Source organism: Streptomyces sp. RPT161, assembly GCF_027533845.1.
GTDB lineage: Bacteria > Actinomycetota > Actinomycetes > Streptomycetales > Streptomycetaceae > Streptantibioticus_A > Streptantibioticus_A silvisoli_A.
The window spans coordinates 769,579-783,664 of sequence record NZ_JAPZVN010000001.1 but is presented as its reverse complement, the minus strand read 5'-3'; the positions used below and the strand labels follow the sequence as shown (position 1 = coordinate 783,664).

The window sequence follows — 14,086 nt, the reverse complement described above, 5'->3', positions numbered from 1 at the left end:
TCCCCACCGCCGAGCGGTGGGCCCGGGGCCTCGTGCGTTGCCGGCCGGGCTGACGCTCAGCGGGGGCCGAAGCGCCGCCCCGCCTTCGTGGAGACCCGGGCGAACACCCCGCTCGGTACGACCTTCGCCAGCCCGACGACCGCCTTGTACCGCACGTCGGGCACGCTCACCACCTTGCCCACCGCCAGGTCGCGGATGGCCGCGGCCACCACCTTGTCCGCGTCCAGCCAGGCCCAGTCGGGGATGCCGCTGGCGTCCATACCGGCCCGCTGGTGGAACTCCGTGCGCACGAACCCCGGGCACAGCGCCATCAACCGCACACCGCTGCCCGCGAGTTCACGGGCCACACCCTGGGTGAACCGAACCACCCACGCCTTGCTCGCCGCGTACGTACCGCGTGGCAGGAACGCCGCCACCGATGCCACGTTGATGACGAAGCCCCGGCCGCGCTCCCGCATCGCCTCCGCCGCCGCGTAGGTGAGCCGCAGCACCGCCTCGCAGTGCACCTTGAGCATCGTCAACTCCTCGGCCACCGGTGCGTTCAGGAACGCCTCGCGGTTGCCGAAGCCCGCGTTGTTCACCAGCACGTCAACCGGCTCGGACCGGTCGGCGAGCCGTGACTCCACCGCCGTGACACCCTCCTCGGTGGACAGGTCGGCGACCAGCACCTGAACCCGCACGCCATGGCGCTTGCGCAGTTCCTGCGCGCTGTCCTCCAGCCGTTTGCCGTCGCGCGCCACCAGGACCAGGTCATGCCCGTCGTCCGCCAGCCGCCGTGCGAAGGCGGCACCGAGGCCCGCCGTCGCTCCCGTGATCAGTGAAGTGGTCATGAAGCGAGGCTAGGGCCTCCGCCACCGCTTCAGCTCGTCCTCCTTCGGGCGACCTCCTTGATCTCGTCGGGAAGCGCCTCTGCCTCCAACAGCCTTGGCAACAGCTGCGGTTGCCCCGTCATCGCCCGAAAGGTGAGCGAGACGGTCACCCGGTGGGATGGCCGGGACTCGATCACGATGGGGTCCCCGGCCCGGATCTCGCCAGGCTGGACCACCCGCAGATACGGTCCGGGCAGCGCGGCGACGGTGAACTGCCTGATCCAGCCAGGACGGTCCAGCCAGCCCTGGAACGTGGAACACGGGATGCGCGGGCAGGAGACTTCGAGCAGTACGTCGGGGCCGATGCGCCAACGCTCCCCGATCAGCGCGTCGTTGACGTCCAGGCCGGTGGTGGTCAGGTTCTCCCCGAAGGCACCGTTGGGCAGTTCCCGGCCGACTATCGTCTCCCAGTCATCCAGATCCTCCCTCGCATAGGCGTACACGGCCTGGTCGTCCCCGCCGTGGTTCTTCACGTCGTGCACCCGGTCGCCCGCCAGCCCGACCGCACCGGTGCCCTTCGGTCCGGGCGCCCGGACCTCGACCGCACCCTCGACCGGTCGCTTGTCGATCCCGGTGCCCGTCGCGTTCTTCTTCCACGGGTTGGAGCGCTCCACCCCGATGTTCACCGACAGCAGCCTCATGCTCCGACGCTACGGGCGAAGACCACTGGAGGCGACAGCATTACGCGTCCCCCGCGGGACTAGTGGCCGGGCGCCGGCAGGGCGTCGAGTATCCGGTCCACGTCCTGGGCCGAGTTGTACAGATGGAAGGACGCGCGCAGGTTCCCCGCCCGCGCCGATACCTGGATACCGGCGCGCTCCAGTCGCTCCGCCGCCGCTCCCAGGCCGGGCACGGAGACGATGGCGGAGCCACCGGTGCCCACCGCCTGGTACCCCAACTCGGCGAGGCCCACGGTGAACCGGTCGGCCAGCGCCAGGTTGTGCGCGTGGATCGTCTCGACGCCGGTCTCCTCGATCAACGCCAGTGACGCGGCGGCGCCGATGTAGCACAGGTACGCCGGGGAGTGGTCGAACCGCCGTGCAGAGGTGGCGAGTTGGGCGATCGGCCCGTAGCAGGACTCCCACGGCTCCTCGCCCGCCAGCCACCCCGCGAAGGCGGGCGGCAACTCGGCGGCCGCGGACTCGCCTATCGCCAGGAAGCACACGCCCCGCGGAGCGAGCAGCCACTTGAAGCCCGCGCACACCACATAGTCGAAGTCGCCGGCGCGCAGCGGCAGCCAGCCCGCCGACTGCGTGGCGTCGACCAGGGTGCGGGCGCCGTGCGCGGCGGCCGCGGTCCGTATCGCGTCGAGGTCGGCGAGCCGGCCGTCGGCCGACTGGACCGAGCTGACGGCCACCAGCGCCGTGCCCGGGCCGATCTCCTCGGCCATCCGCTCCAGCGGCGCGGTGTGCAGCTTGAGGTCGGCGCGGACCGCGAACGGATTGACCAGGGAGCTGAAGTCGCCCTCGGCGACCAGGACTTCGGCGCCCGACGGCAGACCGGCCGCGATCAGCCCCGCGTACACCGAGACCGAGGCGCCCTCGGCGACCCGCTCCGGGGGAACCCCCGCGATGCGCGCGAACGCCGCTCGGGACGCGGCCACCGCCGGGTCGTAGTCGGAGAAGTCCCCGGTGGGCCAGGCCCGCGCGGCGCGCTGGACCGCCTCCGCCGCCCTCGCCGGGCCGAGGCCGCTGGACGCGGTGTTGAGATACGTGGTGCGCGGCGCGAACTCGGCCTCCGCCAGGCTGGTCAGGCCGTTCGCCGTGCCCCTGCTGTCGTTGTCCGTGTGACTCATGATGCCCTCCCTCGAACACCAGAGTGCCCGCCGCCGACCTCAAAGTCCATGCCGAAAATTGACATTCACCCCTAAGGGCGTCTTATGGTTGGAGCGTGATCGAAGCACGCCATCTCCGGGTACTGCGCGCGGTTTCCCGAAGCGGTTCCTTCTCCGCCGCCGCGCGTGAACTCGGCTGCACCCAGCCCGCGGTGAGCCAGCAGATGAAGGCGCTGGAGCAGTCCGCGGGCACGCCGCTGCTCATCCGCGCCGGCCGGGAGATGCGGCTGACGGAGGCGGGCGAGGCGCTCACCCGGCACGCCGCCGGGATCCTCGCCGGGCTCACCGCGGCCGAGGAGGAGGTCGCCGCCATCGCCGGGCTGCGCGCCGGGCGGGTGCGGATGGTCTCGTTCCCCTCGGGCAGCTCGACGATCGTGCCCGCCGCCGTGGCGGAGATGCGCACCGCGCACCCCGGGACGCAGGTCTCGCTCGAGGAGGCCGAGCCGCCGCAGTCCGTCGAGATGGTGCGTGGCGGCGACTGCGAGGTGGCCCTCGCCTTCCGCTACCTCGACGTGCCCGCCGAGCCCGCCGAGACGGAGTGGGGCGACCTGGTGGTGCGGCCGCTGCTCACCGACCGTCTGGTAGGCCTGGTGCCCACCGGGCACCGGCTGGCGCGGGCGGCCGCCGAGCGCGGCCCGGTGGAGATCGCCCAGCTCGCCGACGAGCAGTGGATCGCGGGCTGCCCGCGCTGCCGCCGCCACTTGGTGGAGGTGTGCGAGGACGCGGGTTTCACCCCCCGGATCGACTTCGCCACCGACGACTACCCGGCCGTCGCGGGTCTGGTCGGTGCCGGCCTCGGCGTCGCGATGCTGCCGGAGCTCGCACTGCAGTCGGTACGCCCCAAGGGGATCGCGGTGGTCGAGACGGCCCCGGCGGTGCGCCGTGAGGTCGTCGCCCTGACGCTGCCCGACCTGGAGCACGTGCCCGCGGTGAACGCGATGCTCACGCATCTGGAGACCGCGGCCGCCCGCGCCCTGGCCGCTCTGTGACCGGCGGGAGCGCCGCCGTCCCGCGATGAGCCCCGGCCGGTTGATCCGAACGGGTGATGGGGAGCCGCCGCACGGGTGGTTCTGTTGCGTCGGACTGTTAGGCCATTCGGCGCACGCACCCGTCGGGATCGCTCGAACGGTGCAAACGGCCGTCGCGCGGGCCGTGCCTTCCGGCGCATACGGAAACCCAACGCGCGGTGCGGCGCGCCTTGTTCGGCTGGTCCCGCGGGTAGCCGTCCCGTGGAGGGAGGTCCGGCAGCGGGACGCAGAAGCGTTCCTTCAGTTGCTGGGACTGCTGATCAGCCGGTTCCGCGAACGGCCCATCATCTCCTCGCGCTCGTCCTCGGTGAGCCCGCCCCAGACGCCGTACGGCTCACGCACCGCCAGCGCATGGGCCGCACACGCCGCGCGGACCGGGCAGCGCATGCACACCTCCTTGGCGGCGGCCTCGCGGGAGCTGCGGGCAGCGCCCCGCTCGCCCTCAGGGTGGAAGAACAGCGAGCTGTCGACGCCGCGGCAGGCGGCCACCAGTTGCCAGTCCCATAGATCGGCATTGGGGCCAGGGAGTCGGGAGAAATCTGCCATCGCTCATCCCCTCGGAAGGTCTGCCTACGGGACGTGCGGCCCGCGGCCGTGCTCATCCGGACACATTCACCGTGTAACTGGATGTAAATATGACTGATTGCCAATCTAGTCTCAACATCCCCATCTGGTAAAAAAAGCCGCCAAATAGTTCAAAATCCGGCACTTGCCCCAGGTGTCGGGCTGGACGTCGGCCTTCGGGCCGTTCCCCCGTCCGGGGTGCGCGGCATCCGCGGCGCCCGGGAGTGTCCGGCGGGCGGGCGCGGTCGGCGGAACCGGCGCGGGTGCGTCCGCCGCACGCGCCTGTAGCGCTCCGCCGGTGGGCGTGATGCAACGGTTGGTGAGCGCTGTCGCCGATCCGTGTTGCGGCGATCACGTAGAGTATCGAGGACGGCTGCCAGACTCCGTAACTCTTTCGAGTGAGCGTCGTTGAGAGTGCGGAGGTGGTTGGACGGCGAGGCAATCGGGCAAGTGCCCGACGCCGTCAGCCCACCGGTGACGATTCGTACCAGCCTGGAGGCTCAACGTGACGCGGATCAGCTACGGAGGGCGGTCATGACATCCGTCCTCGTCTGCGACGACTCCCCGCTCGCCCGAGAAGCGCTTCGCCGTGCGGTCGCGACCGTGCCCGGCGTCGAGCGCGTGACGACGGCGGCCAACGGCGAGGAAGTCCTCCGCCGCTGGGGCGCCGACCGTTCCGACCTCATCCTTATGGATGTCCGGATGCCCGGCCTCGGTGGTGTCGAAACCGTGCGTCGGCTGCTGTCCGCGGACCCCGGCGCGCGCATCATCATGCTGACCGTCGCGGAGGACCTCGACGGAGTGGCGCTCGCGGTCGCCGCGGGTGCCCGCGGTTATCTGCACAAGGACGCCTCGCGTGCCGAGTTGCGGGCCACCGTCACGCAGGCGCTGGCCGACCCGACATGGCGGCTGGCGCCGCGCAGACTGCGCTCGGCTGAGATGGGCGCCGCGCCCACGCTGACCGCGCGGGAGATCCAGGTGCTGGAGGGCATGAGCCACGGCCGCTCCAACGCGGAGATCGGCCGCGAGCTGTTCCTGTCCGAGGACACGGTCAAGACGCACGCGCGGCGCCTGTTCAAGAAGCTGGGAGCGTCCGACCGGGCGCACGCGGTGGCACTCGGATTCCGCTGGGGCCTGGTGCGCTGAGGCCCGCGCCGTGCGCCGCCAACGGGGGCGACCACCCCGCCGGAACCCGACCCTCCGCCGAGCCGCCGCGCACCCCGGCCGACCGTCCCGCACCGGGCCGCGCCCATCCGGACCACCCCGCGGAGGGCCCGGTCCGGGCGCGGCATCGGCGACCGGTCACGGTATGGACCGCGGCATGAAGTTCCGGATGCCCGCGCGAGGACGCATCCTTGGGGTATGGACTTCCTCGGGGACCGGCGAGCGGGGCTGCGCGGAGCGCCTCCGGCAGTGGTGGTGGGCGACGGATGGGCGGGGCAGTGTGCGTCGGTTCCGCCAGGGGTCGCGGTGATGGTGGCACCCTTGCCGGAGGCCAGAGGTGAGCGGAGCGGCCAGGATTCGGCGCTCCACACGGCGGGCACGGCACTTGAGTCGTCGGCACTACAGGGCAAGGGCGCGCGGGAGGGAAACGGGGTGCGCGACATCACGGCAGCGGGCGCATCACCCCAGGACGTCGACGCGCCCGCGCACCAGACGCCGCCGGGCGGCGATGACGCCCCGCGCGCCCAGGGTGTTCCGCCTCACGTTCCGCCGCCCGGCGAGGGCGGCGCCGCGGCGCACAACTCGACCGTCCCACCGGCCGATTCGGGCGCCCCGGTGGAGGACGCTCCGGCGCACGACCCAGGACGCGGTGCCCCGAACGCGGCGGCGGCAGGGCACCATGGACCGATGCGCGACAAGGCGGCCGACGAGCAGAGGGGGTCCCGGATGGCCGCGGGAAGCATCGGTGCCCTGGTACGGCGTGCCGCCGAAGGCGACGAACAGGCCACGCACGACCTGCTGGCGCACGTCCATCCGCTGGCGCTGCGCTACTGCCGCACCCGGCTGTCCCGGCTGCCCGGTGACGCCCGGCACTTCGTGGACGACCTCGCGCAGGAGGTCTGCCTGGCCGTGCTGTGCGCGCTGCCGCGCTATCGCGACCAGGGCCGCCCCTTCGAGGCGTTCGTCTTCGCCATCGCCTCGCACAAGGTCGCCGACCTCCAGCGGTCGGCCATGCGCGGTCCGGGCTCGACCGCGGTCCCGTCAGAGGACCTGCCGGAGACCCCCGACGACTCGCTCGGCCCGGAGGAGCGCGCGCTGCTCAGCAGCGACGCCGAGTGGGCGAAGGCGCTGCTGGCGAATCTGCCCGCGACCCAGCGCGAACTCGTGCTGCTGCGGGTCGCCGTCGGGCTGACTGCGGAGGAGACCGGGCAGATGCTGGGCATGTCGCCGGGCGCGGTACGGGTCGCCCAGCACCGAGCACTGAGCAGGCTGCGGGCGCTCGCCGAGCAGGCGGAGGCGATGCGGGCCGACGGCGCCAGAGGACTCACGGCATAGCGGCGTTCCGGACGCACGGCGGACCGGGCACATCAGGGCCCCGGAACATCACGTTCGGGGGACAGCACACAGCGGAGGGACGGGCCGCCGGATCAGGCCGAAAGCAGCCGGACGGGAATGGTCGCGAACCCCAGTAGCATGGGATGCCACGCCGGGCAAGAGCATTGGGGAAGGTGTCATGACTGCGAACGCCGACGGAGTGGCCGAGAAGATCGCCGAGAAATTCGGCTACCTCGGGCTCACCTACGACGACGTGCTGCTGCTGCCGGGCGCGTCGGACGTGGTTCCGAACCAGGTCAGCACCGCTTCCCGGATCACCCGGAACATCAGGGTCAACATCCCGCTGCTGTCCGCGGCGATGGACAAGGTGACCGAGGCCCGGATGGCCATCGCGATGGCGCGTCAGGGCGGCGTCGGCGTACTGCACCGGAACCTGTCGATCGAGGACCAGGTCAACCAGGTCGACCTGGTCAAGCGCTCCGAGTCCGGCATGGTCACCGACCCGATCACGGTGCGCCCGGACGCCACGCTCGCCGAGGCCGACGCGCTGTGCGCCAAGTTCCGGATCAGCGGTGTGCCGGTCACCGACGCGGCGGGCAAGCTGCTGGGCATCGTCACCAACCGCGACATGGCCTTCGAGTCCGACCGCAGCCGCCAGGTGCGCGAGGTCATGACCCCGATGCCGCTGGTCACCGGCAAGGTCGGCATCTCCGGTACGGACGCCATGGACCTGCTGCGCCGCCACAAGATCGAGAAGCTGCCACTGGTGGACGACCAGGGCCGCCTCAAGGGCCTGATCACGGTCAAGGACTTCGTCAAGGCCGAGCAGTACCCGAACGCCGCCAAGGACGCCGACGGCAGACTGCTGGTCGGCGCCGCGGTGGGCGTCGGCGACGAGGCGTTCGTCCGTGCCGAGGCGCTGGTGGTGGCCGGTGTCGACTTCCTGGTCATCGACAGCGCGCACGGCCACAGCCGCGGCATCCTCGACATGGTCGCCAAGGTGAAGGCCAACCTGCGCACCGAGGTGGTGGCGGGCAACGTCGCCACCCGGGACGGCGCCCAGGCGCTGATCGACGCGGGCGCCGACGGCATCAAGGTCGGCGTCGGCCCGGGTTCCATCTGCACCACCCGCGTGGTCGCCGGTGTCGGCGCGCCGCAGGTGACCGCGATCTACGAGGCGTCGCTGGCCGCGGGTCCGGCGGGCGTTCCGCTGATCGGCGACGGTGGCCTGCAGTACTCCGGTGACATCGCCAAGGCCATCGCGGCCGGTGCCGACACCGTGATGCTGGGCAGCCTGCTGGCCGGGTGCGAGGAGTCGCCCGGCGAGCTGCTGTTCATCAACGGCAAGCAGTTCAAGTCCTACCGCGGCATGGGCTCGCTCGGTGCGATGCAGGGTCGCGGCCAGGCCAAGTCGTACTCCAAGGACCGCTACTTCCAGGACAACGTGCTCTCCGAGGACAAGCTGGTGCCCGAGGGCATCGAGGGCCAGGTGCCCTACCGCGGCCCGCTGGCGGCCGTGGCGCACCAGCTGATCGGCGGCCTGCGCTCGTCCATGGGGTACGTGGGCGCGGCGACCGTGCCGGAGCTGAAGGAGAAGGGCCGCTTCGTGCGCATCACGGCGGCGGGCCTGAAGGAAAGCCACCCGCACGACATCCAGATGACCACCGAGGCGCCGAACTACCACGCGCGCTGACACCCGTCCGACCGGCGGCGAGCCCGCGTCCCGCAAGGGCCGCGGGCTCACGCCTGCCGTCTCGGGGATACTGGACGAGCAGGCCACGAAGAAAGGCGAACAGTGACTGAGATCGAGATCGGGCGGGGCAAGCGCGGCCGCAGGGCCTACGCATTCGACGACATCGCCGTCGTCCCGAGTCGGCGCACCCGGGACCCCAAGGAGGTCTCGATCGCCTGGCAGATCGACGCCTACCGCTTTGAGCTGCCGTTCCTCGCCGCGCCGATGGACTCGGTGGTCTCCCCGGAGACCGCGATCCGCATCGGCAACCTCGGTGGCCTCGGCGTGCTCAACCTCGAGGGCCTGTGGACGCGGTACGAGGACCCGGAGCCGCTGCTGGCCGAGATCGCCGAGTTGGACGACACCTCGGCGACCCGGCGGTTGCAGGAGATCTACGCTGCCCCGATCCGCGAGGACCTGATCGGCCAGCGCATCAAGGAGGTGCGCGACGCGGGCGTGGTCACCGCCGCCGCGCTCTCGCCGCAGCGCACCGCGCAGTTCTCCAAGGCCGTGGTGGACGCGGGCGTTGACCTGTTCGTGATCCGCGGCACCACGGTGTCGGCCGAGCACGTTTCGAGCTCGCACGAGCCGCTGAACCTCAAGCAGTTCATCTACGAGTTGGATGTGCCGGTGATCGTCGGCGGCTGCGCCACGTACACCGCCGCGCTGCACCTGATGCGTACCGGTGCCGCGGGTGTGCTGGTCGGTTTCGGCGGCGGTGCGGCGCACACCACGCGCAACGTGCTGGGCATCCAGGTGCCGATGGCGACCGCGGTCGCCGATGTGGCGGCGGCCCGCCGGGACTACATGGACGAGTCCGGCGGCCGGTACGTGCACGTCATCGCGGACGGCGGCTTCGGGGCCAGCGGTGACCTGCCGAAGGCGTTCGCCTGCGGTGCGGACGCGGTCATGATGGGCTCGCCGCTGGCGCGCGCCACCGACGCTCCGGGCCGTGGCTTCCACTGGGGCATGGAGGCGGTGCACGAGGAACTGCCGCGCGGCAAGCGGATGAACCTCGGTGCGGCCGGGACCACCGAGGAGATCCTGCTCGGCCCCTCGCACGCCCCGGACGGTTCGATGAACTTCTTCGGCGCGCTGCGCCGCGCGATGGCGACCACCGGCTACTCGGAGCTCAAGGAGTTCCAGCGGGTCGAGGTCACCGTGGCGCCCGCCGTCGCGCACCGCTGACACCGCGTAGAAGGGGCGGCCCCGGACTTGCGAGTCCGGGGCCGCCCCTTTTGCGTCTGCGCCCCCGGGCTCAGCGGTTGCGGCCCACCCGCCGGGTGACGGCCCAACCCTCAAGGCCCGCTATGCCGAAGAACAGGAAGTCCTTGGCGTCCAGGCCGTTCTGCCACGCCTTGAGCAGCGCACCGAACTGGCCGAAGAACAGGTGGACGAACGACAGGCCCGGGTCCAGGTGGGTTGCGAGCCAGGCGATGCCGATGAGTTGGCCGAGCCAGACCGCGAGCAGTGAGAAGACGATGCCGAGTACCGGCAGCGCGGCGTTGCGCCCGCCCGCCTTGCCCATCGCGGCGCCGATCAGCAGCCCGACGACGAGCGCCACGTAGCCGATCTCGTGGTTGGTGAACCGGATGATGGCGGCGTACAGCAGCGCGGCGACCACCGCCGTGCCGAGACCCGCCAGCACGCCGGCGCCGACGGTGTCCGGGCGCCGCGGTATGGCGGCCACCGGCGGCACCGGCCGCGCCGCGTAGGGATTACCGGCGGGCGGCGGGTAGCCACCGGGGGCTGGTGCCTGGGGCGGCGGATAGCCACCGGGGGCCGCGGCATGCGGCTGCCCCGGCGGAAATCCGTAGCCGGGCTGGGGCTGCGGCTGCTGTCCGTAACCCGGTTGGGCGTACGGGTTGTTGCCGGATGGCTGCGGCCAGGGCTGGCTCATGGTGTTGTCCCCCGTGAATGAGATCTTCGGCCAGAGGCTAGCAGTGGCCTCTGACAGGGGCTCAACAGCTTGGCTGTAAGGGCGAGGTAAGGAGCCGGGCCGACTGCCGCTCAAGGGGCAGATAAATACGACTATGGCAATAATTAGTGTTTATGGCGCAAAAGAAGACGTTCTCCAGTCGTGACATGGGTATCGACCTCGGCACCGCCAACACGTTGGTGTACGTCCGAGGGCAGGGAGTCGTGCTCAACGAGCCGTCAGTGGTGGCCGTCAACGCCGTCAGTGGCGAGGTGGTCAGCGTGGGCACCGAGGCGAAGTCCACCATCGGCCGAACACCGACGCACATTGTGGCGGTCCGTCCGCTGCGCGACGGCGTGATAGCCGACTTCGAGATGGCCGAGCGGATGCTCGCCCACTTCATCCGCAAGGTGACGGGCAATCGGCGTTACGCACGCCCCAGGGTGGTGATCTGCGTGCCGTCGGGGATCACCGGTGTCGAGCGGCGCGCGGTCATCGAGGCCGCGACCAACGCGGGCGCCCGCCAGGTGCATCTGGTCGATGAGCCGATGGCGGCGGCCATAGGCGCGGGCCTGCCGGTGAGCGACCCCATAGGCTCCATGGTGGTGGACATCGGCGGCGGCACCACCGAGGTCGCGGTGGTCTCGCTGGGCGGCATCGTGGCGGCCCGCTCGGTGCGCATCGCGGGCGACGCGATCGACGCCGCGATCATGTCGTACGTACGGCGCGAGCACTCGCTGATCATCGGTGAGCGCACCGCCGAAGAGGTCAAGATGGCCATCGGCTCGGCCGCCCCCGCGGGCTCCTGGTCGGAGCGGGCGCACCGCCTTGCCGAGGAGCTGGACCCGGAACTCGACCGGGAACTGGACCGGGAGCTGGGCCGGGAACTGACCCAGCGCTTCGACGGACGCCCCCCGCTGGGCGCCGAGGGGAACGAGGGCGACGACGTGCCGGCGGGCGATGTGGAGGTCACCCAGACGCTGCCCAGCGCGGAGCGCTGCCGGGTGCGCGGCCGGGACCAGGTCAGCGGGCTGCCGAAGAACCTGGACCTCGACGCCGACCAGGTGCGGCACGCGATCAGCGAACCGGTGGACTCGATCATGGACGCGGTGCGCCACACCCTCGACCTGTGCCCGCCGGAGCTGGCGGGCGACATCATGGATCGCGGCATCGTGCTCACCGGCGGTGGCGCGCTGCTGCGCGGTCTGGACGAGCGGCTGCGCACCGAACTGCAGATGCCGGTGATCACCGCCGAAAAACCGCTGGACTGCGTGGCGATCGGCACCGGCAAGTGCGTTGAGGACTTCGCGTCGTTGAAGCGGGTGCTGGACGCCTCGCCGCCCTCGTACACGCACGCCGTGGCGAGGGTCTGACGGCGTCGTCGGGGCGGGTGCCCGCGGCAAGTGACGCGAGTGGTCCGTCGCGCGTTGAGTGGAGCAGACGACGGCGAACACGGACGGGGGTACGTGGCCAGGTGGCGTACGGCGCTGGGGTTCCCCCTGCCAGCAATCAGGGGAGTGCGGTGGGGGCGCGCGGCCGTGCGCTGCGCGCCGTACTGCTCGTGGGCCTCGCCGCCCTGCTCAGCGGGCTGGCGGTGGGGCCGCTGGCGATGCTCGCGCTGGGCGCCCCCGGCCCGGCGGACGGCGCGGACGCCCCGGTCCTCACTCCCCGCGCACCCCGCAGCGGCCAGGACGACACCGGCGCCACGTATCCCGTCGACGTCATCATGGACACGCTGACGCCCGCCGTGCCCAAGCCCGACTCGACGGTCGCCGTCACCGGACGGCTGGTCAACAACACGACCCGGCAGATCACCGGCGCCCACCTGGGGGTGCGGGTCGACCAGGAGGGTGAGGTCGCCGGGCACACCGTGGACGTCGCGCCGCTGGTGCCCGGTCAGAGCCTGCCGTTCACCTTCGACGTGCCGGTGTCCGCGCTCGGCCTGTCCGCCCCCCGGGACTACCGGATCGGCCTCGCGTTCGTGGGCGAGGACGGCACGGTACTGGGACTGCTGCGCACCCATCTGCCGTGGTACCCGCCCAACACCGGGGGGCCGCCACTCAACGTCGCGGCGCTCTGGCCGCTCACCGACACGCCGCACATGGAGGCGGTTTCGCTCGGCACCGGGGAGAACGCCAAACCGGTCTTCCGGGACGACGCGCTGGCGGACGAGTTCGCGCCGGGCGGCAGACTGCGCCAGGTGGCCGCCGCGGGCGCCGGGCTGCCGGTCACCTGGGTGGCCGACCCGGGACTGCTGGACGAGGCTCACTCCATGGCGAGCGGCTACCAGGTCGCCAAGACCCCGGACAGCGGCAACCCGCAGGACAGCCGCAGGGGCACCGGCGACAAGATGGCGACCGCCTGGCTGACCGCGGTCAAGAGCGCGGTCAGGGGACGCATGGTGGCCGCCCTGCCGTACGCCGATCCCGACCTGGCATCCATCGCCCACAACGGCTCCAGCCGTGACGCCCTGGCCGCCCAACTCGGGCCCGCGGTGGGGCTCGGCGGCCAGATCGTGGCGGGCACGCTGGGCGGCCCGCCGCACACCGAGATGGCGTGGCCCTATGGCGGCGCGGTGGACCGGTCGATCGTCTCGCTCACCGGAAAGCTCGCCCTGAACACCGTGGTCTCCTCCGGTGTCGGGCTGTCCACCGGCACCTCGCAGCCCCGGGTGTCGCTGGGCGGCGCGGCCACCGCCTTGGTGGGTGACCCGGCGTCGGACGCGGTGCTGGAGCGCGACCTGACCGGCGAGGGCGACCCCGTGGCGGCCCGTCAGGAGCTGCTGGGCGACCTGCTGGACGCACAGCGCCACTCGCCCGACACCCAGAGTGGGCTGGTGGTGGTGCCGCCCCGGCAGCTGACCGGGCAGGCGGCGCAGGTGCTGGCCGACGCGTTGCGGTCGGCGAGCGACGGGGGCTGGATCCACCTCGTCGCGCCTGAACAGGTGGCCGACAAGCCGCCGCCCGCGACGGTCGCGACGGTGGGCGGCTACCCACAGGAGCTGCGGGACACCGAGCTGTCCACCCAGGACATCAAGGCGGTGGACAGCATCCAGCCGGACCTGGACACGCTGTCCCGGGTGCTGTCCGATCCGGACCGTACGACGAACGCGGTGCACCGGGCGATGCTGCGCGCGGTCTCCACCGGCTGGCGGACCAACACCCAGGGCGCGGAGTCGTACTCCGAGGGCGTGGAGGCGTACGTCGACAATTCCATCACCTCGGTGCGCCTGTTGCCCAAGGTCGGCGCGCTCACCGTGGCGGGCGGCTCCGCATCGGTACCCGTCACCCTTGTCAACGGGCTCCAACAGGGTCTGGCCGGGCTGGAGTTGCGGGTCACCTCCTCGATGCCGAGCCGGTTGACGGTCACCACCCCGTTGATCCCCATCACCGCGCCCGCCGCCGCCAACCACACCGAGCAGATCAAGGTCGAGGCCCACACCAACGGACCTGTTCAGGTCACCGCCCGGCTCTACACCAAGGCCAACGGGAGGCCGTGGGGCGATCCGCTCACCTTCCGGGTGACCGTCCGCAAGTTCTCGGTGGGCGCGGTGGCGATCATCGCGGGCGGGGTGCTGCTGGCACTGCTCGCGGGCGCCTACAAGATGCGCCAGGCGCGCCGCAGGGGCCGGGACTGACCAAA

At 71.7% G+C, this 14,086-nt stretch carries 12 protein-coding genes; 7 read left to right on the top strand and 5 right to left on the bottom strand.

Annotated elements, in window-relative coordinates:
• Positions 1-56: 56 nt before the first annotated feature.
• The 3 genes from O5O46_RS03515 to O5O46_RS03505 are packed head-to-tail and all read right to left on the bottom strand — an operon-like array spanning position 57 to position 2,664.
• Positions 57-830 carry an SDR family NAD(P)-dependent oxidoreductase gene (locus O5O46_RS03515; protein WP_269853695.1) on the bottom strand — a complete coding sequence of 258 codons (774 nt, stop codon included), beginning with the start codon at positions 828-830 and terminating at the stop codon, positions 57-59.
• A gap of 29 nt (positions 831-859) precedes the next feature.
• Positions 860-1,510: an MOSC domain-containing protein gene (locus O5O46_RS03510; RefSeq protein WP_269853694.1), complete on the bottom strand. Its 651-nt coding sequence runs from the start codon at positions 1,508-1,510 to the stop codon at positions 860-862.
• A 59-nt stretch (positions 1,511-1,569) separates the two neighbouring features.
• On the bottom strand, positions 1,570-2,664 hold the full coding sequence (locus O5O46_RS03505; protein WP_269853693.1) for an aminotransferase class V-fold PLP-dependent enzyme: 1,095 nt from the start codon (positions 2,662-2,664) through the stop codon (positions 1,570-1,572).
• A 95-nt stretch (positions 2,665-2,759) separates the two neighbouring features.
• On the opposite strand from O5O46_RS03505, the gene O5O46_RS03500 reads away from it, so the two are divergent.
• Positions 2,760-3,692, top strand: coding sequence for a LysR family transcriptional regulator (locus O5O46_RS03500; RefSeq protein WP_269853692.1), 933 nt, complete (start codon positions 2,760-2,762; stop codon positions 3,690-3,692).
• Between the two features lie 279 nt (positions 3,693-3,971).
• Here O5O46_RS03500 and O5O46_RS03495 read toward each other — a convergent pair whose 3' ends face one another.
• On the bottom strand, positions 3,972-4,277 hold the full coding sequence (locus tag O5O46_RS03495; protein WP_255932531.1) for a WhiB family transcriptional regulator: 306 nt from the start codon (positions 4,275-4,277) through the stop codon (positions 3,972-3,974).
• Between the two features lie 552 nt (positions 4,278-4,829).
• Between O5O46_RS03495 and O5O46_RS03490 the strand changes: the two genes are divergently transcribed.
• The 4 genes from O5O46_RS03490 (at position 4,830) to O5O46_RS03475 (ending at position 9,714) form a co-directional block, all read left to right on the top strand.
• The gene (locus O5O46_RS03490; protein WP_003948568.1) at positions 4,830-5,441 is read left to right on the top strand and encodes a response regulator transcription factor; all 612 of its coding nucleotides are present in this window, start codon (positions 4,830-4,832) and stop codon (positions 5,439-5,441) included.
• Positions 5,442-6,185: 744 nt separating this feature from the next.
• Positions 6,186-6,794 (top strand): sigma-70 family RNA polymerase sigma factor, encoded by a 609-nt coding sequence (locus O5O46_RS03485; RefSeq protein ID WP_443072383.1) that lies wholly within the window; start codon positions 6,186-6,188, stop codon positions 6,792-6,794.
• A gap of 178 nt (positions 6,795-6,972) precedes the next feature.
• Positions 6,973-8,487, top strand: a complete 1,515-nt coding sequence (guaB, locus tag O5O46_RS03480; protein WP_269853691.1) for an IMP dehydrogenase — start codon at positions 6,973-6,975, stop codon at positions 8,485-8,487.
• Between the two features lie 102 nt (positions 8,488-8,589).
• Positions 8,590-9,714 (top strand): GuaB3 family IMP dehydrogenase-related protein, encoded by a 1,125-nt coding sequence (locus O5O46_RS03475; RefSeq protein ID WP_269853690.1) that lies wholly within the window; start codon positions 8,590-8,592, stop codon positions 9,712-9,714.
• Between the two features lie 70 nt (positions 9,715-9,784).
• Here O5O46_RS03475 and O5O46_RS03470 read toward each other — a convergent pair whose 3' ends face one another.
• Positions 9,785-10,426 (bottom strand): hypothetical protein, encoded by a 642-nt coding sequence (locus tag O5O46_RS03470; protein WP_269853689.1) that lies wholly within the window; start codon positions 10,424-10,426, stop codon positions 9,785-9,787.
• Between the two features lie 152 nt (positions 10,427-10,578).
• Here O5O46_RS03470 and O5O46_RS03465 point away from each other — a divergent pair, with 152 nt between their 5' ends.
• Entirely contained in the window at positions 10,579-11,817 is a 1,239-nt protein-coding gene (locus O5O46_RS03465; protein ID WP_269853688.1) for a rod shape-determining protein, read from the top strand.
• A 149-nt stretch (positions 11,818-11,966) separates the two neighbouring features.
• Positions 11,967-14,081 carry a DUF6049 family protein gene (locus O5O46_RS03460; RefSeq protein WP_269853687.1) on the top strand — a complete coding sequence of 705 codons (2,115 nt, stop codon included), beginning with the start codon at positions 11,967-11,969 and terminating at the stop codon, positions 14,079-14,081.
• Positions 14,082-14,086 lie beyond the last annotated feature (5 nt).

Bases quoted from the DNA above. Each gene is read 5' to 3' on its own strand.
- O5O46_RS03515 (WP_269853695.1), bottom strand. From the start codon at position 830: ATGACCACTTCACTGATCACGGGAGCGACGGCGGGCCTCGGTGCCGCC.
- O5O46_RS03510 (WP_269853694.1), bottom strand. From the start codon at position 1,510: ATGAGGCTGCTGTCGGTGAACATCGGGGTGGAGCGCTCCAACCCGTGG.
- O5O46_RS03505 (WP_269853693.1), bottom strand. From the start codon at position 2,664: ATGAGTCACACGGACAACGACAGCAGGGGCACGGCGAACGGCCTGACC.
- O5O46_RS03495 (WP_255932531.1), bottom strand. From the start codon at position 4,277: ATGGCAGATTTCTCCCGACTCCCTGGCCCCAATGCCGATCTATGGGAC.
- O5O46_RS03490 (WP_003948568.1), top strand. From the start codon at position 4,830: ATGACATCCGTCCTCGTCTGCGACGACTCCCCGCTCGCCCGAGAAGCG.
- O5O46_RS03485 (WP_443072383.1), top strand. From the start codon at position 6,186: ATGGCCGCGGGAAGCATCGGTGCCCTGGTACGGCGTGCCGCCGAAGGC.
- guaB (WP_269853691.1), top strand. From the start codon at position 6,973: ATGACTGCGAACGCCGACGGAGTGGCCGAGAAGATCGCCGAGAAATTC.
- O5O46_RS03470 (WP_269853689.1), bottom strand. From the start codon at position 10,426: ATGAGCCAGCCCTGGCCGCAGCCATCCGGCAACAACCCGTACGCCCAA.
- O5O46_RS03465 (WP_269853688.1), top strand. From the start codon at position 10,579: ATGGCGCAAAAGAAGACGTTCTCCAGTCGTGACATGGGTATCGACCTC.